Consider the following 18,370-nt stretch of genomic DNA (forward strand, 5'->3'; position numbering starts at 1 on the left):
GCCTCCTCAGCGTAACCGCGCCAGTTCGCGCAGCTGCTGCAGGGCGTCTGCGGAGAACTCCTGAAAGTGCGCCAGGAAATCTGCCAGTCCCACCCAGAAGATGAACAGACCAAGTACCAGGGTCAGCGGAAAACCGATGGAGAAGATGTTCAACTGCGGCGCCGCGCGGGTCATCACGCCGAACGCCAGGTTGACGACCAGCAGTGCAGTCACGATCGGCAGCGAGATAAGCAGGCCTGCAGCCACCACCCAGCTCAGCTTGCCGGCTATCGACCAGTAATGGTCGAGCAGCAGGCCCTCACCCACCGGCAAGGTGACGAAGCTCTCCGCCAGCACCTCGAGCACCACCAGGTGCCCATTCATGGCCAGAAACAGCAGGGTCACCAGCATCAGCAGGAACTGGCCGAGCACCGGCACCGAAACCCCGTTGGAGGGGTCGACCATGGAAGCGAAGCCCAGGCCCATCTGCACGGCAATGATCTGCCCGGCGACGGTAAACAGGTGGAAATAGAGCTGCAGCATGAAACCGAACATTACGCCGATCAGCACCTGCTCACCCACCAGCAACATGGACTGCAGGCTGACCGAATCCACCTGCGGCATCGGCGGCAGCGTCGGCGCCAACACGACACAGATAGCCAGGGCCAGATACAGGCGCACGCGCACGGGTACCAGCTGGGTGCCGATCACCGGCATTACCATCAGCATGGACGCGATACGAAATAGCGGCAGGAGGAACTGGCCCAGCCAGCCGCCGATCTGCGCATTGGTCAGTTCGAGCATCAGCCGATCAACAGTGGGATGTTCTGCACCAGCGTCTGGGTGTACTCCATCAGCTCGCGCACCAGCCAGGGCCCGGCCCAGATCAGGGTGAGCAGCATCACCAGCAGGCGCGGGATGAAACTCAGGGTCTGCTCGTTGATCTGCGTGGCGGCCTGGAACACCGCGACCAGCAGGCCCACCAGCAGGCTGGGCATCACCAGCAGGCCGACGATCAATGCGGTCAACCAGAGCGCTTCGCGGAACAGATCGACGGCGATTTCAGGAGTCATGTGCGGCGCCTCGCTATAACGTGCCGAAACTGCCGGCCAGGGTGCCCATGATCAGCGCCCAGCCATCGATCAGGACGAACAGCATGATCTTGAACGGCAACGAAATGATCAGTGGCGACAGCATCATCATACCCATCGCCATGAGGATGCTGGCGACCACCATGTCGATGATCAGGAACGGGATGAAGATCATGAAGCCGATCTGGAACGCCGTTTTCAGCTCGGAGGTGACGAAGGCCGGGATCAGGATGGTCAGCGGCGCCTGCTCGGGGCTGGCAATATCGGTACGCTTGGACAAGCGGACGAACAGCTCCAGGTCCGAGGCGCGGGTCTGGGCCAGCATGAACTCCTTGATCGGCACCTCGGCACGGGCAATCGCCTGCTGCGCCGGCAGCTGCTCGTTGAGGTAGGGCTGCAGGGCGTCCTGATTAATCCTGTCGAACACCGGGGCCATGATGAACATGGTCAGAAACAGCGCCAGGCCGATCAGGATCTGGTTCGACGGTGTCTGCTGCAGGCCCAGGGCCTGACGCAGAATCGAGAAGACGATGATGATCCGGGTGAAGCTGGTCATCAGCATGACGAACGCCGGGATGAAGCTCAGCGCCGTCATGATCAGCAGGATCTGCAGGCTGACCGAGTACTCCTGCTGCCCTTCGGCGTTGGTGCTCAGGGTAATGGCGGGAATCGACAACGGGTCGTCGGCGCCGAACGCCAGGGGCGCCGCGATGACCAGCAACAGCGCCAGCAGAATGCGCCAGGCGCTCATGGCTTGTCGTCCTTCTGGTCCTTGCCGAGCAACTCCATCAGGCGCTGGGCGAATTCGGGCGGCGCCGCTTCGGTTGCCGCTACCGGCACCGGCTCCTTGAGCACATGCAGCGGGGTGATGCGCCCGGCACTGATGCCAAGCAGGATCTGCTCGCCGCCGACCTGTACCAGTAGCAGGCGATCACGCGGACCGAGCACCTGACTGGCCACCAGTTTGATCGCCTGGTTGCCACGCGGGCCGATCTGCTGCACCCGGCGCAGCAGCCAGGCCAGCGCGAAGATCAGGCCGACCACCAGCAACAGACCGAACAGCAGCTGCACCAGTTGGCCGCCAATATCGCTGCCGGCCATGGGCGTGGTCGCGGCTTTGGCCACCGGCTCGGCGGCCAGCGCCGACAGGGGCGCCAGCAGAAGAAGACTGCAGAGTCCGCGCATCCTCACCTCAGCGCAGCTTCTTGATGCGTTCGCTGGGGCTGATCACGTCGGTCAGGCGGATGCCGAACTTCTCGTTGACCACCACCACTTCGCCGTGAGCGATCAGGGTACCGTTGACCAGCACGTCCAGCGGCTCGCCGGCCAGGCGATCGAGTTCCACCACCGAGCCCTGATTGAGCTGCAAGAGGTTGCGAATGCTGATCTCGGTACTGCCGACTTCCATGGAGATGGACACCGGAATATCGAGGATCACATCCAGATTCGGCCCCTCCAGCGCCACCGGGCCATTGCCTGGCTTGGGCGCGCTGCCAAACTCCTCCATGGCCATGCGCGGCGCGGCAGGGGCGGCTGCCCCGCCTCCACCCTGGGCCATCAGCGCATCGATATCTGCCTGACCAGCGTCATCGCCAGCCTCGGCCAATGCGGCGGCCCACTCATCGGCCAGGGCCTGCTCCTCTGGGCTGGTGCCTTCGTTTTCGTCTGCCATCGCTCTACCTCGGCTGGCTATCTATCGGGGGTGTATCGGCACAGCGGCGCTGACATGCCGCTGTCGCCGCTCAATCAGCGCAGACGCTCGACGGGTTCGAGAATCTGCAGGGCCAGGTTGCCCTTGTGCGCGCCCAGCTTGACCTTGAAGGCCGGTACGCCGTTGGCGCGCATGATCATCTGCTCCGGCAACTCCACGGGAATCACATCACCCGGCTGCATGTGCAGGATGTCGCGCAGCTTCAGCTCGCGCCGCGCCAGGGTAGCGCCGAGCGGCACATTGACGTCGAGGATGTCCTCGCGCAACGCCTTGATCCAGCGCTCGTCCTGATCGTCCACGTCGGACTGGAAACCGGCATCGAGCATCTCGCGAATCGGCTCGATCATCGAATAAGGCATGGTGATGTGCAGGTCGCCGCCGCCCCCATCGAGTTCGATGTGGAAGGTCGACACGACGACCACCTCGCTTGGGCTGACGATGTTGGCCAGCGCCGGGTTCACTTCCGAGTTGATGTACTCGAAGTTGACGTCCAGTACTGCGTGCCAGGCTTCCTTGAGGTCGATGAAGGCCTGGTCGATGACCATGCGCACCACGCGCAGCTCGGTGGGGGTGAACTCGCGCCCCTCGATCTTGGCGTGACGACCGTCGCCGCCGAAGAAGTTGTCCACCAGCTTGAACACCAGCTTGGCGTCGAGGATGAACAGGGCGGTGCCGCGCAGCGGCTTCATCTTCACCAGGTTGAGGCTGGTCGGCACATACAGCGAATGCACGTACTCGCCGAACTTCATCACCTGCACGCCGCCCACCGCCACGTCGGCGGAACGACGCAGCAGGTTGAACATGCTGATGCGGGTATAGCGGGCGAAACGCTCGTTGATCATCTCCAGGGTCGGCATGCGTCCGCGGACGATGCGATCCTGGCTGGTCAGGTCGTAACTTTTGACGCTGCCGGGCTCGGCATCGGCTTCGGTTTCGACCAGGCCATCGTCGACGCCATGCAGCAGCGCGTCGATCTCGTCCTGTGACAGCAGGTCTTGTACGGCCATGGCAGCTCCCGCTACTGCAGCACGATATTGGTGAACAGTACCTGTTCGACCACGGTTTTACCGGTTTCCTTCTGCGCCAGCTCCTGTACCACCGCGGTGGCCTGGCTGCGCAGCATCTCCTTGCCGACCGGCGTCATCAGGGTGCCGAAGTCCTGGCCGGAGAACAGCATGACCAGACGGTTGCGCACCAGCGGCATGTGGACCTTGAGGGCATCCAGCTCGGCCTGGTTGCGCGCCATCAGCGCCACGCTGACCTGCATGTAACGCTGCCGCCCCTGGTAGTTGTAGTTGGCGATGAACGCCGGGGCGATGGCCTCGTAGATGGCCGGCAGCTTGACCGGTGCGGCAGTGCTCTCGCTGGCGGCTTCTTCGGCCGGCTTCTCCTCCTCACCACCCTTGTCCTTACCGAGGAAGAACAGGGTCGCGCCCACCGAGCCGCCGATCGCCAGCAGCAGGATGACCACGATCAGGATGATGAGTTTGAGCTTGCTCTTGCCGCCGGCCTTCTCGCCGCCATCGGCTGCCGGCGGAGTGGGAGCTTGTTTCTTTGCCATGCCAGAAATCCGTCACCGTTCTGTGATTTGTCCAGAGTCAAAGGCTTAGGAGCAAGTGTTATGCCACCTTGTAAACAAGATAGTCTGTCCTGCGGCCCTCGATACAGGCTGCCGATATACCAAGGCCACGACCGCCTGTCATCCGAAAACGACTGCGCCCGGTGCTTTTGTCGGCACCGGGCGCAGCTTCCTGGTCAACGATCGACAGACGTCAGGCGTAGTAGTCCACCAGGCCACGTGGCGCGGCGCCGCTCGATGGCGTGCGGATCTCGCTGACACCACCGATCGCTTCCTCGTCGCGCGAGCCACCAAAGCCGCGGCCGGCGGAGCGACGCTGCCCCTCCTCGCCACCGCCCTGGGAACCCCGTGCCATGGACTGGTCGGAGACGTTGACGTCCAGCTGGTTCATGCCCTGCTGAGCGAACAGCTCGCGCAGACGGTGGGCCTGGCCTTCCAGCTGGTCACGCACGTTGGCGTTGGCGCTGACGAAAGTGACCTGGGCCGCCTGGTCCTTGTTCAGCTCGATACGCACCTCCAGCCGCCCCAGCTCGGCCGGATCCAGCTGGATCTCGGCAGACTTGAGATTCTGACTGGACAGCCACATGACCTTGTCGACCACCGCCTCGCTCATCCCTGGATGCCCCACCTGCACCGGCTGGCCAGGCACCAGCGGCAGGCGCTGGGCGGCGTTGGTCTGCTGGCTGATGGCCTGGCTCAGGGCGCTGAGCTTGCTGGCGAAGGCTTCGGCACGCGCATCGCTCTGGCCCTCGCGAAGATTCGGCACCGAGGTATCCAGAGCCTCGCCGAGCAACTCGCCCTCCAGCCCTTCGCTCGGCGCTTCCTCACTGGGCATGGCATCGCCGGCAAGGGCCGCGAGGGCGTTGGCGAAGCCCTGTGCCGGGTTGTTGGCACGCTCGGCCGCCACCGCGCCCGGGCTCAGTTGCTGCTGCGCAGCGGCTTGGTTCTGCGCACCTATTTCAAGGGCCAGCTTTACCCCGGACAGGCTGTTGAGCATGTCCAGCTCAGGATCATGGCTGGCCTCGGTCAGGGTGGCTGGCGCAGCGCTGGCCACTGTCGGTGCGCTGGCTTGCAACAACGGCTCGCCCTCGACCGCCTCGGCCGCGCCACTCAGGGCCGGATCGACCATTTCGGTCGCCGGCAACTGGCCGGTCATGGCCATCAGCAGCAGCGGATCGACCACTTCCTCCTCGCCACCGTCGACCACTTCCTCCGGCAAGGTATTGCCGCTTTCGGCAACTGCCTGCTGCTCGGCGGCAGCCTCTGCCGCTGGCTCTTCGGTCGTTTTGCTCTCGGCGGCACGCTCTTCGGCCGCCTTGCTACCGGCCTCCTTGCGTTCGGCGGCCTTGGCCTGGCGCTCCTTGGCATAGACCTCGGCAAAGCTGGAAGCCTCGCCCCTGCTGGGCTCCGGCGCCGTACTGGGGGCCTTGGCAGCAGGTGCCTTGGGGCGCACGTCAGGCGCGGACTGAAGAAGGAAATCGGGTGCAACGGACATGGGTACTCTCCGTCAGGATTGGATCGTACCTGGGCTAGAGCAAGCAGCGGGCCAACTTTGCCAAGGCGCCGGCGCAGACTCAGCGATAACGCTGGCGCTCGGTCTTGAGCAGGATGCGCACGATGGCGAATTCGCGGCCGATCTGCTCGATCAACGCCGGCGCCTCGTCCAGCAGCTCGCGCCGCGCGGCCTCCTCCAGCTGCTTGCACAGCCCCGCCAGCATCGGTGCGCCCATATTGCTGCAGCTGCCCTTGAAACTGTGCGCAGCCAGGCGCAGGGCCTGCGGATCGGCAGCGGCAAGCGCCTCATGGATATGGCGCTGGCGCTCATCCGAGTCGACCAGGAAGGTATCCAGCAACACGGGGTACTCTTCCCCCATGACATCCAGCAGGGAAGCCAACACATTCTGATCGAGGTGGATATCGGACACCGGCTCACTCCATGATCGGGGAAGTGGCGATTATGCCTCAGAAGCTGCTGGCGATCTGCTGTCTGTTGGCCATGGGCCAGCATCCACTCGACCGCCGGCCCCCTCAGGTCGACCAGCGGAACTCGACCACCGCGCCGCGCCCATCGCTCAGCCAGTGACACTGATCGGTCAACTGGCGGATCAGGCGCAGGCCGCGCCCGCTGAGGCCACCGCTATCCTGCTGTCGCGCCAGCGCGCTGGCCACATCGAAACCGGCGCCACTGTCCTGCACGCCAATGCGCAGGCGGCCGCCGCCGGCCTCCGGCAGCAGCTCCAGATCGAAGCGCACGAACCCCTCTGCCAGCGCCTGCAAGCGTTCGCCACGCTCACGGTAGTAGCGGGAAAAGCCCTTGGCGTCGGCCTTGAGCGCCGAATCCAGGCCCAGCACACCATGCTCCAGCGCGTTCGAGTACAGCTCAGCCAACACCGTGTACAGCGCCCCACCCTGGGCACGCAGGTCGCGCACCTCCATCAGCAGCTGTAGCAGGAACGGCAGCGGATTGAAACGTTTGAGCGCCTCGGCACGGAACTCGAAGCTGGCCGACCAGTCCAGCGGGCTGCTCTGCCCACTGTCGGAGAAAGCCAGCGGTGGACGGCTGAGCATGCCCTCCTCGACCATGCACAGCTCGATCATGCTGACGTCGTCCTGGGCCTCGCCTCGGAAGGCGGCGAGAGCACGCTGGATTTCGTCGAACAGGTTCTGCGGCGCGTGCCCGCCATCAAGCACCTGCAACAGGCGTTCCTCACCGAACAGCTGCCCGCGAGTATCACGCGTTTCCAGCACACCGTCAGAGAGCAGGAACACGCGGTCATTGGGCTGCAGCGGATGAACTTCGTAGGACTCGTTGAACGAGCCCGGCTCCAACACCCCCAATGGCAGATGGCGCGATACCAGCGGCACGCGCTCGCCCGTGCCCACCCGCAGCAGGTGGCCGTCCGGCAAGCCGCCGTTCCACACTTCCAGCACGCGCCGCTGGAAGCTCAGGTTGAGCATGGTGGCGCAGCAGAACACGCCAATCGGGAGGATGCGCTTGAGCTTGGCGTTCATCTCGCGAAGGATCTCCGCCATGGAGAAGCCCTTGGCGGTCATCCCGTAGAACACCTCGGCCAGCGGCATGGCGCCGATCGCCGCCGGCAGACCGTGGCCGGTAAAGTCGCCGAGCAGCACGTGCATGCCGCCGGAGGGCTTGAACGCGGCCAGCAGCAGGTCGCCATTGAACAGGGCGAAGGGCGACTGCAGATAGCGGATATTGGCCGCGCTGAGGCAGCCGGAGTGGGCCACCTTGTCGAACACCGCCTTGGCCACGCGCTGCTCGGTCATAAGGTGTTCATTGTGCTTGGCGATCAGATCGCGCTGTTGCACCACCGTCTGCTGCAGCCGGCGCAAACGGTCCATGGCGCGGATCTTGGCCTCGAGAATGATCGGGTTGTAAGGCTTGGCGAGGAAGTCGTCACCGACCTCCAGACAGCGCACCAGCGCCTCGTTCTCGGTCAGCGAGGTGAGGAAGATGATCGGCACCAGCGCTTCACCGGCCGCTTCCTTGATTCGCCGGGCGGCATCGAAGCCATCCATCACCGGCATCAGCGCATCCATCAGCACCAGCTGCGGGCGCTCCTGCTCGAACAGTCCGACCGCCTCCAGACCATTGCCGGCAGTCAGCACCCGGTGGCCCTGGCGGCTGACGATGGTCGACAGCAGCATGCGGTCGGCCGCGCTGTCCTCGGCGATCAGGATGGACAGGCGCCCGGGCATGGCAGTCAGCCGATCTGGAACAGCTGTTCGAAGTTGGAGATGGAGAGGATCTTGCGCACATCCGGGTTGCAGTTGACCAGGCTGATGCGCGCATGGTCGCCACCGGCGTGGTCGCGCAGCAGCAGAAGCATGCCCAGAGCCGAGCTGTCGAGGTAGGTGGCCCCCTTGAGATCGACCACATAGCGCTTGGGTGTGGCGCTCACCCGCTCATAGGCATCGCGGAATTCCTGATGCGCGGAGAAATCGAAGCGACCCTGGATATGGATGGTCAGTTCCTGTCCATCGCTCGAGGGCAGCGCGGTGATGGCCATGTAGCACTCCTTGTTTTTTCTTGTGCAGACACAGATTTAGCACCCGCGGATGAGCGCGGCAACCATGCGTTAGCCATCATCGCGCTGCGGCAGGCGCTGCGCCAGTTCATCGAGCAGTTTCTGCTCGCGCTTGTCGGCGGCGGCACGCGCCTCCTCCAGATAGCGCTGCACCAGCTTGCGCAGCCCCTCCACCCGCGCATACCGCTGCTGCCAGGCAGCCCTGGCCTTGTCGAGATTCTGCCGATGCCAGGCGATGCTCTGCAGCTGCTGGCCGATGGCGGTCTCCAACTGGCTGAGAAAGCGCTGGTAGTTCATCAGCCATTGGCCGGAGACGCCCTTGCTGCCTTCGCTGATCCACTGCTGCTGGTAGTCGGCGCGGTAGCGCTCCAGCTCGCCCAGCTGCGCCTCGGCCTTGCCCAGCAGGCCCTGACAGTGGGCGAGCTGGCGGGCCGCTTCGCGCTCGGCGCGCTCGGCCATCTCGATCACCGGCGCCAGGCGCACGGCACGGCTGTCAGCCATCTATCAGGCCTGCGCCTGCGGATTGAATACCTGCGCCAGCTGGGTCACGCTGTCAGCCATGGACTCGCTCTCGCCCAGGCTCTGACGCAGGTAGCGGGCCATGGCCGGCTGGCGCGCGATGGCCAGATCGGTGTCGGCATCGCCACCCGGCACATAGGCGCCGACGCTGATCAGGTCGCGGCTCTGCTGGTAGCGCGACCACAGCTGCTTGAAGCGCTGCGCCTGCTTGAGATGCTCGGGGCTGACCACCTGCGGCATGACCCGACTGATCGACGCCTCGATGTCGATGGCCGGGTAGTGCCCTTCCTCGGCCAGCCGGCGCGACAGCACGAAGTGGCCGTCGAGCACACCACGGGCGGCGTCGGCGATCGGGTCCTGCTGGTCGTCACCCTCGGAAAGCACGGTGTAGAAGGCGGTGATCGAGCCGCCGCCCGCCTCCGCATTGCCGGCGCGCTCGACCAGGCGCGGCAGCTTGGCGAATACCGAGGGCGGATAGCCCTTGGTCGCCGGCGGCTCGCCGATGGCCAGGGCGATCTCGCGCTGGGCCTGGGCGAAACGGGTCAGCGAATCCATCAGCAGCAGGACGTTCTTGCCCTTGTCGCGGAAGTATTCGGCGATGCGCGTGCAGTACATGGCGGCACGCAGGCGCATCAGCGGCGCGTCGTCGGCCGGCGAGGCGACCACCACCGAGCGCTTGATGCCCTCCTCGCCGAGGATCTCGTCGATGAACTCCTTGACCTCGCGACCGCGCTCGCCGATCAGGCCGACCACGATGATCTCGGCCTCGGTAAAGCGGGTCATCATGCCCAGCAGTACCGACTTGCCCACGCCGGTACCGGCGAACAGGCCCAGACGCTGGCCACGGCCGACGGTGAGCAGGCCGTTGATGCTACGGATGCCGACATCCAGCGGCTCACTGATCGGGTGGCGGTTGAGCGGGTTGATGCTCGGCCCGTCCATCGGCACCCAGTCCTCGGCCTTCATCCCGCCCTTGCCGTCCAGCGCACGACCGGCACCATCCAGCACACGGCCGAGCATCGACATGCCCATGGGCAAACGGCCGGTATCCGGCAGCGGCACCACGCGGGCGCCAGGGGCGATACCGGCCAGGCTGCCGACCGGCATCAGGTAGATCTTGCCGGCGGAGAAGCCCATCACCTCGGCCTCCACCTGCACCGGGTGATAGCTGTCGTCGTTGATCACCAGGCACCGGCTGCCCAGCGCCGCGCGCAGGCCCTCGGCCTCCAGCGTGAGGCCGACCATGCGCAGCAGGCGCCCCTCGACCACCGGCTGGCTGGGTAGATCGATCGCCTCGGCGTACCCGGCCAGGCGCTTGGCAAAGCTGGTGCGCTCAAGGCGCATCGGGGCTCTCCAGGTCGACCTGGATATCCGCCTCGGGCGGATTGGTGGCCTGTGCGCGCTGCTGCTCGAACAGCTGCTTGAGGGCCAGGGCCATGCGCGTCTCGACGCTGGCGTCGATGCGGCTTTGCTCAGTTTCGACGCGGCATCCACCGGGCTGCAGAGCGTCGTCTTCGAGGATGCGCCAGGTCTCCTCGTGGCGCTCGCGCAGCGCCTTGACCAGCTCGAAGTCCTGCGGGTGCACATGGATGCGGATGTTCTCCGCGCCCATCGGCAGCAGTTTGAGCGCCTCGCGCAGCACATGGCGGATCTGGCTGGAGTCGGTGGTCAGTTCCCGCTGGATCACCTGGCGGGTCATCTGGCTGACCAGATCGACCAGACTCTGCTCCAGCTCGCGGTCCTGGCTGGCGATGGGCTCCAGCAGATGCTCCATGAGCGCTTCCAGTTGCGCCAGCTTGGCGGCCAGCGCAGCGTCGGCCTCCTGCTTGGCCTTCAGCTGGCCAGCGTGGAAACCGTCTTTCTCGCCGGTGGCGAAGCCCTCGTTGTAGGCATCCTGGCGGATCGCCTCGACTTCCTCGAGCGTCAGCGGTTTGACGTCCTCGACCGCCACCTCCTCGATCTGCGGCTCAGGCTCGGGCTCGGCCGGTGCCTCCGGCGCGGGCGCCGGCTCCTCCACCTCGGGATCGAAGCTGGGGATCGCCCAGCGGTCGAAGACCGCCACGTCCTTGGCGCGGATCAGCTCGCTGGGCGCTTCCTTCGCGGCCATGGCTTAGATCATCGCCTCGCCGCCGGCACCGCCGAGGACGATCTCGCCGGACTCGGCCATGCGCCGGGCGATGGTGAGGATTTCCTTCTGCGCCGTTTCCACTTCGCTGACGCGCACCGGCCCCTTGGCTTCCAGATCGTCGCGCAGCAGTTCGGCGGCGCGCTTGGACATGTTCTTGAACACCTTTTCCTTGATGCCGTCGTCGGCGCCCTTGAGCGCCAGCACCAGCACATCGGAAGACACCTCGCGCAGCAGCGCCTGGATGCCACGGTCGTCGACGTCGGCCAGGTTATCGAAGACGAACATGAGGTCCTCGATCTGGCTGGACAGGTCCTCGTCGACCTCACGGATGGAGTCCATCAACTGGCCCTCCACCGAGCTGTCGAGGAAGTTCATGATGTCGGCAGCCCGCTTCACCCCGCCCAGGCTGGCGCGAGTGGTGTTGGCGCTGCCGGAGAACTGCTTCTCGAGAATCTGGTTGAGTTCCTTGAGCGCGGCCGGCTGCACGGTGTTCAGGGAGGAGACACGCAGGATGATGTCCAGGCGCACCTTGTGATCGAAATGGCTGAGCACCTCGCCCGCCTGGTCCGGGTCGAGGTAAGCCACGACGATGGCCTGGATCTGCGGGTGCTCGTAGCGGATCACATCGGCCACGGCGCGCGGCTCCATCCACTTGAGGCTGTCCAGGCCGCTGGTACTGCCACCCAGCAGGATGCGGTCGATCAGGTTGCCGGCCTTGTCCTCGCCCAGCGCCGCGGTGAGCATCTTGCGGATGTAGGCGTCGGAGCCGACGCCCAGGCTGGTCTGGTCGCCGACGATCTCGACGAACTCGCCCATCACCTGCTCGACCTGCTCGCGCTGCACATTGCGCATACCGGCCATGGCCACGCCGACCCTCTGCACTTCCTTCGGCCCGAGGTGGCGCAGCACCTGCGCCGCGTCGGTCTCGCCGAGGGACAGCAGGAGGATGGCGGCCTTGTCGACCCTGGTCAGCTTGGCAGGAGCACGATTGTCACTCATCGGCGTTGATCCACTCTTTGACTACCTGGGCCACGCGGCCCGGATCTTCCGCCACCAGACTCTTGATGGCGTTCAGTTGTGCATCATACCCCTCGGAGGGGCTCGGCAGCAGGATGCTTTGCGGGCCACCAAGGCTGACGCGGTCGGCGGACAGCTCGCCCTCCAGGCCACCCATGTCGCCCAATTCGATGTCGCCGTCGCCACCCTCGCCCGCAGAACCTTTGCCAGCGTTGGTGATGTTGTTGAGCACCGGGCGCAACACGCCGAAGACCAGCACCAGGATGAACAGCACGCCGAGAATCTGCTTGATGATGTCCCAGAACCAGGGCTGCGAGTAGAACGGGATCTCGATCATTTCCTCGCCGGTTTCGGCGGAGAACGGCGCGTTGATCACGCTGACGCTGTCGCCACGGCTGGCGTCGAAACCAACCGAGTCCTGCACCAGGCGGGTAAAGCGCGCCAGGTCCTCGGCGGCCCAGGGGCTGCGGGTGACTTCGCCGGTTTCGGCGTTGATGCTGACCTTGTCATCCAGCACCACGGCCACCGACAGGCGCTTGAGGCGACCCTGCTGCTGCTTGGTGTAGCTGATCGAACGGTCCAGCTCGAAGTTGCGCGTGGACTGCTCGCGCTTGTCGGCCGGGTACGGCGCCAGCATCGGCTGACCGGTGGCCGGGTCGGTGATCTGCGCGCCATTGGCGTCGAGCAGCGGCTGGCCAGGCTGCACCGGCCCCGGCGGCGCAGCCGGAGCGTTGGCCTGCTCGGGAGCGGCGGCCGCGCCGGGCGGCTGGTTGCTCAGCGCACCCGGCACGCCCTGCGGCGGCAGGCTGCTGGAACGTTGCTCGTTGACCTGCTGCTCGCTGCGCAGCGCCGGCTGGTCGGGGTTGAACATCTCGGAGGTAGATTCCACCGCACTGAAGTCGACGTCGGCAGACACTTCGGCCTTGTAGCGACCATTGCCCAGTACCGGCTGCAGGATGTTGTGCACACGCTGGGTGAACAGGCTTTCCATGCGCCGGGTGTAGTCGAACTGCTTGCCGGCCATGGTCAGCTCGGACAGCTCCTGCTGGTCGGACAGCAGGTTACCCTTCTGGTCGACCACGGTGACCTGCGACTTGGTCAGCTCGGGCACGGAGGTGGCCACCAGGTTGACAATCGCCATCACCTGGCTCGGCTCCAGGCTGCGCCCCGGATACAGCTCGACCAGCACCGAAGCGGTGGGCTTGCGCTCGTCACGCACGAACACCGAACTCTTCGGGATGGCCAGGTGGACGCGAGCGCCCTTGACGTTGTTCAGGCTGGAGATGGTGCGTGCCAGTTCGCCTTCCAGGCCGCGACGGTAACGGGTGGCCTCCATGAACTGGCTGGTGCCCAGGCTCTGCTCCTGGTCGAGTATCTCGAAACCGACGTTACCGTCGCTCGGCGCCACGCCGGCGGCAGCCAGCTTCATGCGCGCCCGGCCGAGGTCTTCGGACTTGACCAGCAGCGCACCGGAGTTCGGCTCCACGGTGTAGGCGATGTCGGCGGCGTTGAGCGCCTCCATCACCTGGTTGCTGTCCATACCGGCCAGATTGCCGAGCAACGGCTTGTAGTCCGGCTGCTGCGACCACAGCACCACGGCGAAGCCGATCGCCACGCTGGCAGCCAGACCGACCAGCAGGCCGATCTGCCGCAGCATGGACATCTCGGAGAGGTTCTCCAGGAAGGCCAGCCCGAACAGCGGCTTCTTCGCCTCGTCGGCGCCGGTGGTGGCGGGTACGTTTGCAGCGACTGCTTCAGCCATGTCTCAACTCCACCATTAAACCGGCATCTGCATGATGTCTTGGTAGGCCTGGACCAGCTTGTTGCGCACCTGGGTCATGGCCTGGAAGGATACGCTGGCCTTCTGCGAAGCGATCATCACATCAGTGATATCGACGCCGCCCTGCCCCATCTCGAAGGCAGTGGCCAACTGGCTGGAAGCCTGCTGCGTCTCGCTCACCTTGTTCACCGCCTGGCCAAGCATTTCCGAGAAGCTCGGGGCTCCCGGCTCCGGCGCGCTGACCTGTACAGGTTTGATCTTGGCCATGGCCTCCATCTGCATGGAGCGCATTTCCAACATCAGGCGATTGAATTCGACACCCTGGCTCATCTTTCCTCCGTCGGCCGCGGTTTTTTGACGCTTCGCGGCCTTTAGGAGGGTGTTTGCAAACGCAATGCCAGAAAACAAAGACCCGCACGAGGCGGGCCAATAGGGGAAAAGGAAACCTGTAAAAACTACCCATGGGGACGCTCGGCCCCCACTGTTCAGCTGGCGTAGAGGTAGGCCTCGACATCCATGCCGGCATCGCGCATCTGCGCCAGCTTGTAACGCAGGGTGCGCGGGCTGATGCCCAGACGCTCGGCGGCTTCCTTGCGGCGACCGCGCTCGGCGCGCAGGGTGTCGATGATCATCTGGAACTCGCGGCGACGCAGGTCTTCGCCCAGGGCGCCGGCGCCCTCGACCACCACGCCCGACTCATCCAGCGGCGGCACGTTGCCGATCGCCGCGGCGGCAGGCGGCGGATTCGCCGCCACCACACTCAGCACCGGCGTCGGCGCCATGCCGATGGGTGCGGTCAGACACAGATCATGCGGCTGGATCAGCCCGCCCTGCTGCAGGATCAGCGCGCGCTGGATGGCGTTATCCAGCTCGCGCACGTTGCCCGGCCAGGCATGCGCCACCAGGGCGGCACGGGCCTGAGGGGAAAGCTGCACGGCGGCATGGTTCATTTTTTTGACGTGCTTGGCCAACAGGCGCTCGGCCAACGGCAGAATATCGGCGGGACGCTCGCGCAACGCGCGCCAGGCCAGCGGGAACACCGACAGGCGATAGTAGAGGTCTTCACGGAAGCGCCCGGCCGCCACCTCGCCGGCCAGGTCGCGGTTGGTGGTGGCCAGCACGCGGATGTCCAGGTTGATCGGCTTGCGCGCGCCAACCCGCTCCACTTCACGCTCCTGCAGTACGCGCAGGAGCTTGGCCTGCAGTCCCAGCGGCATCTCGGAAATCTCGTCCAGCAGAATGGTGCCGCCATCGGCCAGCTCGAACTTGCCCGGCTGCGCGGCAATGGCACCGGTGAAGGCGCCCTTCTCATGGCCGAACAGGGTGGCCTCGAGCATGTTGTCGGGAATCGCCGCACAGTTGATGGCGATGAAGGGGCCGTCAGCGCGCTTGGACTGCTGATGGATGTAGCGGGCCAGCACTTCCTTGCCGGTGCCGGACTCGCCGGAAATCAGCACGGTGGAATCACTCCTGGCCACCCGTGCAGCCAGCTCCAGCAGCTGCTGACTGGCTGGCTCGCAGGCTACCGGCCCCTCACCCGCGTCAGCCTGGACGCGCCCCAGCGCATGACGCGCTACCAGATCCAGCAGGGTGCGCGGCTCGAACGGCTTGACTAGGTAATCGGCGGCGCCCTGGCGGATGGCATCGACGGCACGCTCGACGGCGCCATAGGCGGTCATCAGCAGCACCGGCAACTGCGGGTAGCGGGCGCGAATCAGGCCCAGCAACTGGTGACCGTCCATGCCCGGCATGTTGACGTCGCTGATCACCAGGCTGAACGCCTCTTCGCCCAGCGCGGCAACGGCATCCTCGGCGCATTCCACGGCACGGAACTCATGCCCGCCGATCATCAGCGTATCGGCAAGGGCCTCGCGCAGCGCGCGGTCGTCTTCGACCAGCAGAACCTTGGCAGTCATGGGCTTACTCCTGAGTATCCGGTTGCGCCGCAGTGATCAGCGGCAGTACAAGGGTGGCGCAGGTGCCGCGGCCGACGCGCGAGCGCAGGCGCAGCTCGCCACGATGGGCGCGCACCACCGCCTGGACCACCGCCAGGCCGAGGCCAGTACCGGTGGTCTTGGTGGTAAAGAAGGGTTCGCCAAGGCGCGCCACGGTTGCAGGCTCGATACCCGGGCCGTTGTCGCTGACACTCAGGCGCAGGCTGTTGTCGCGGGCATAGAGATGAATCTTCAGCTGCGCCTCGCGCCCACCGGCCTGAATGGCGTTCTCGATCAGATTGAGTACCGTGCCGACCAGGGTGTCGCGATTGCACAGCAATTCACCCAGGCGGGCGTCGCACTGCCAGCGCACGGTCATGCCCAGCACATGCGACTCGGCGGCGCTGCGCAGGGCAGCGAACAGCGCGCTCGGCGAGATGCGATCCGGCAGCGGCAGCTCGCCACGGGCGAACACCAGCATGTCGCGCACCTGGTGCTCCAGCTCGTGCAGGCGTTCCTTGATGCGCCCGGCGAAGCGCTGCTGCTGCTCGAACGGCAGCTCCTGCTCGGACAGATGACTGGCATACAGCAGCGCGGCAGATAGCGGCGTGCGGATCTGGTGGGCCAGCGAGGCGACCATGCGCCCGAGGGCGGACAGGCGCTCGTGGCGAGCCAGCTGATCCTGCAGACGACGGGTTTCCGTCAGGTCGGTCAGCAGTACCAGCTGTCCGGGCTCACCCTGCAGGGAACGGGTGGCGATGGACAGGCGACGCCCATCCTTCATGGAAATTTCGTGACCATCATCCTCGCGCGGCGCGAAGTTGCGCGCGATCACCTCGCGCCAGAGCATGCCCACCAGCGGCTTGCCGAGCATGCTGCGCGCCACCGGATTGGCTTCGCGCACCACGCCCTGGCCGTCGATGACGATCACGCCGCCAGGCAGCAGGTCGAGCAGGCTCTGCAGGCGGTTGGCCAGGCGCTCCTTCTCCGCCAGTTCCTGCATGCGCTGGGCACTGACCAGGGCCAACTGGCCCTTGAGCTCGCTGACCCGTGCCTCGAGCATGCTGTAGGAGCTGCTCAGCTGCGTGGACATCTGATTGAACAGGGCGAAGGCCTGCTCCAGGCTGGCACGGCTGGCCTGCTCGACAGGTGCGGCAGTGGCTTCAGGGATGGCGGGCGATGGGGCGGCTTGGCTCATGCTCTTCTCTCGGGTGTCGTACCGTCGGTAAACGGTCGGTCAAGAGAGTCTTAGCAATCCCCATGCCTAAAAAATAATTCTTATTTTTCAATCACTTAAAAAATTAAGCCGGAGCTTGCGTCAAAGCTCCGGCTTAATTGGGCAAGGCGAGAAGCCGATCAGTCCTCGTCGCCGCCCTCCTCGTCGCGACGGCTCATGCCGTACTTGCGCATCTTCTCCACCAGCGTGGTGCGGCGAATGCGCAGGCGTTCGGCGGCACGCGCCACCACGCCACCGGCATCGTCCAGCGCCTGCTGGATCAGGCCCTGCTCTAGGTTGCCCAGGTAGTCCTTCAGGTCCAGGCCTTCCGGCGGCAACATCGCGGCGTTGGCGATGCCCGGCAGGCCGGCGCCGATGACCGCGCGCTCGTCCAGCTCCTCGCGGATGCTGATGGCCAGCTGCTCGTCCTCGTCGTCGACATGACGGAACTTCTTCGGCAGCTCGCCGACGCCGATCACACCGTAGGGATGCATGATCGCCATGCGCTCGACCAGGTTGGCCAGTTCGCGCACGTTGCCCGGCCAGTCGTGGCGGCACAGCGACATGATGGCGGCGGAGTTGAAGCGGATAGAGCCGCGCTTCTCGAACTCCATGCGCGAGATCAGCTCGTTCATCAGCAGCGGGATGTCCTCCACGCGCTCGCGCAGCGGTGCCATCTCGATCGGGAAGACGTTGAGGCGGTAGTAGAGGTCCTCGCGGAAGGTCCCCTCCTCAATCATCTTCTCCAGGTTCTTGTGGGTCGCGGCGATGATGCGCACGTCGACCGATTGGGTCTTGTTGCTGCCCACTCGCTCGAAGGTGCGCTCCTGCAGCACGCGCAAAAGCTTGACCTGCATCGGCAGCGGCATGTCGCCGATTTCGTCGAGGAACAGGGTGCCGCCGTTGGCCAGCTCGAAACGCCCGGCGCGGCTGGTGATGGCGCCGGTGAAGGCGCCCTTCTCATGGCCGAACAGCTCGCTCTCCAGCAGCTCCGCCGGGATCGCCCCGCAGTTGACCGGCACGAACGGCGCCTCGCGGCGCTTGGAGTGGTAATGCAGGTTGCGCGCGACCACTTCCTTGCCGGTACCGGACTCGCCTAGGATCAGCACGCTGGCCTCGGTGTCGGCCACCTGCTGCATCATCTGGCGTACCTGATGGATGGCGCGGCTGGTACCAACGAGGCTGCGGAACAGGTTGGGCTCGCGCTGGCGACCACGCTCGCGGGCCTGGTCGTACATCTCGCGATAGACCTGGGCACGGTGCAGGGAGTCGAGCAGCTTGTTGTAGCTGGGCGGCATTTCCACACTGGCCAGTACGCGACGGCGCAGGTCTTCGGCCCAGTCGGCCGGAACCGGTTCGCCGATCACCCC

The 18,370-nt window shown here is 65.4% G+C and carries 20 protein-coding genes; all 20 read right to left on the reverse strand.

Features of this window, described 5'->3' with window-relative positions; translation table 11 throughout:
* Positions 1-6: 6 nt before the first annotated feature.
* Positions 7-783: a flagellar biosynthetic protein FliR gene (gene fliR, locus PA6_RS19010; protein ID WP_021702597.1), complete on the reverse strand. Its 777-nt coding sequence runs from the start codon at positions 781-783 to the stop codon at positions 7-9.
* The gene (fliQ, locus tag PA6_RS19015) at positions 783-1,052 is read right to left on the reverse strand and encodes a flagellar biosynthesis protein FliQ (protein WP_021702598.1); all 270 of its coding nucleotides are present in this window, start codon (positions 1,050-1,052) and stop codon (positions 783-785) included. The genes fliR and fliQ overlap by 1 nt, the downstream gene beginning before the upstream one ends.
* Positions 1,053-1,065: 13 nt before the next feature.
* Entirely contained in the window at positions 1,066-1,821 is a 756-nt protein-coding gene (fliP, locus tag PA6_RS19020; protein WP_021702599.1) for a flagellar type III secretion system pore protein FliP, read from the reverse strand.
* A complete protein-coding gene (gene fliO / locus PA6_RS19025) occupies positions 1,818-2,255 on the reverse strand; it encodes a flagellar biosynthetic protein FliO (protein WP_021702600.1) in 438 nt (145 codons plus the stop codon). The genes fliP and fliO overlap by 4 nt, the downstream gene beginning before the upstream one ends.
* A gap of 7 nt (positions 2,256-2,262) precedes the next feature.
* Positions 2,263-2,742, reverse strand: coding sequence for a flagellar motor switch protein FliN (gene fliN, locus PA6_RS19030; RefSeq protein ID WP_021702601.1), 480 nt, complete (start codon positions 2,740-2,742; stop codon positions 2,263-2,265).
* A gap of 74 nt (positions 2,743-2,816) precedes the next feature.
* Positions 2,817-3,788 carry a flagellar motor switch protein FliM gene (gene fliM / locus PA6_RS19035; RefSeq protein WP_021702602.1) on the reverse strand — a complete coding sequence of 324 codons (972 nt, stop codon included), beginning with the start codon at positions 3,786-3,788 and terminating at the stop codon, positions 2,817-2,819.
* 11 nt (positions 3,789-3,799) lie between these two features.
* A complete protein-coding gene (gene fliL, locus PA6_RS19040) occupies positions 3,800-4,342 on the reverse strand; it encodes a flagellar basal body-associated protein FliL (protein WP_021702603.1) in 543 nt (180 codons plus the stop codon).
* A 211-nt stretch (positions 4,343-4,553) separates the two neighbouring features.
* The gene (locus tag PA6_RS19045) at positions 4,554-5,855 is read right to left on the reverse strand and encodes a flagellar hook-length control protein FliK (RefSeq protein WP_021702604.1); all 1,302 of its coding nucleotides are present in this window, start codon (positions 5,853-5,855) and stop codon (positions 4,554-4,556) included.
* Positions 5,856-5,934: 79 nt separating this feature from the next.
* The gene (locus PA6_RS19050; RefSeq protein ID WP_021702605.1) at positions 5,935-6,285 is read right to left on the reverse strand and encodes an Hpt domain-containing protein; all 351 of its coding nucleotides are present in this window, start codon (positions 6,283-6,285) and stop codon (positions 5,935-5,937) included.
* Between the two features lie 103 nt (positions 6,286-6,388).
* Positions 6,389-8,077, reverse strand: coding sequence for a fused response regulator/phosphatase (locus tag PA6_RS19055; RefSeq protein ID WP_021702606.1), 1,689 nt, complete (start codon positions 8,075-8,077; stop codon positions 6,389-6,391).
* Between the two features lie 5 nt (positions 8,078-8,082).
* Entirely contained in the window at positions 8,083-8,388 is a 306-nt protein-coding gene (locus PA6_RS19060; protein WP_021702607.1) for an STAS domain-containing protein, read from the reverse strand.
* Positions 8,389-8,457: 69 nt separating this feature from the next.
* Positions 8,458-8,907 carry a flagellar export protein FliJ gene (gene fliJ, locus PA6_RS19065; RefSeq protein WP_021702608.1) on the reverse strand — a complete coding sequence of 150 codons (450 nt, stop codon included), beginning with the start codon at positions 8,905-8,907 and terminating at the stop codon, positions 8,458-8,460.
* 3 nt (positions 8,908-8,910) lie between these two features.
* Complete coding sequence (gene fliI / locus PA6_RS19070) at positions 8,911-10,269, reverse strand: flagellar protein export ATPase FliI (RefSeq protein WP_021702609.1); 1,359 nt, start codon at positions 10,267-10,269, stop codon at positions 8,911-8,913.
* On the reverse strand, positions 10,259-11,032 hold the full coding sequence (gene fliH, locus PA6_RS19075; RefSeq protein ID WP_021702610.1) for a flagellar assembly protein FliH: 774 nt from the start codon (positions 11,030-11,032) through the stop codon (positions 10,259-10,261). Before fliH ends, fliI begins: the two co-directional genes overlap by 11 nt.
* A gap of 3 nt (positions 11,033-11,035) precedes the next feature.
* Positions 11,036-12,052: a flagellar motor switch protein FliG gene (gene fliG, locus PA6_RS19080; protein ID WP_021702611.1), complete on the reverse strand. Its 1,017-nt coding sequence runs from the start codon at positions 12,050-12,052 to the stop codon at positions 11,036-11,038.
* Positions 12,045-13,832, reverse strand: coding sequence for a flagellar basal-body MS-ring/collar protein FliF (gene fliF, locus PA6_RS19085; protein WP_021702612.1), 1,788 nt, complete (start codon positions 13,830-13,832; stop codon positions 12,045-12,047). Before fliF ends, fliG begins: the two co-directional genes overlap by 8 nt.
* A gap of 15 nt (positions 13,833-13,847) precedes the next feature.
* Entirely contained in the window at positions 13,848-14,180 is a 333-nt protein-coding gene (gene fliE, locus PA6_RS19090; RefSeq protein WP_021702613.1) for a flagellar hook-basal body complex protein FliE, read from the reverse strand.
* A gap of 155 nt (positions 14,181-14,335) precedes the next feature.
* Entirely contained in the window at positions 14,336-15,766 is a 1,431-nt protein-coding gene (fleR, locus tag PA6_RS19095) for a sigma-54-dependent response regulator transcription factor FleR (RefSeq protein ID WP_021702614.1), read from the reverse strand.
* A gap of 4 nt (positions 15,767-15,770) precedes the next feature.
* Complete coding sequence (locus PA6_RS19100; RefSeq protein ID WP_021702615.1) at positions 15,771-16,982, reverse strand: sensor histidine kinase; 1,212 nt, start codon at positions 16,980-16,982, stop codon at positions 15,771-15,773.
* A gap of 158 nt (positions 16,983-17,140) precedes the next feature.
* Positions 17,141-18,370: sigma-54 dependent transcriptional regulator (locus tag PA6_RS19105; RefSeq protein ID WP_021702616.1), on the reverse strand; the 1,230-nt coding region annotated here is incomplete at its 5' end.

This window comes from Aquipseudomonas alcaligenes NBRC 14159, assembly GCF_000467105.1.
GTDB classification, from domain to species: Bacteria; Pseudomonadota; Gammaproteobacteria; order Pseudomonadales; family Pseudomonadaceae; genus Aquipseudomonas; species Aquipseudomonas alcaligenes.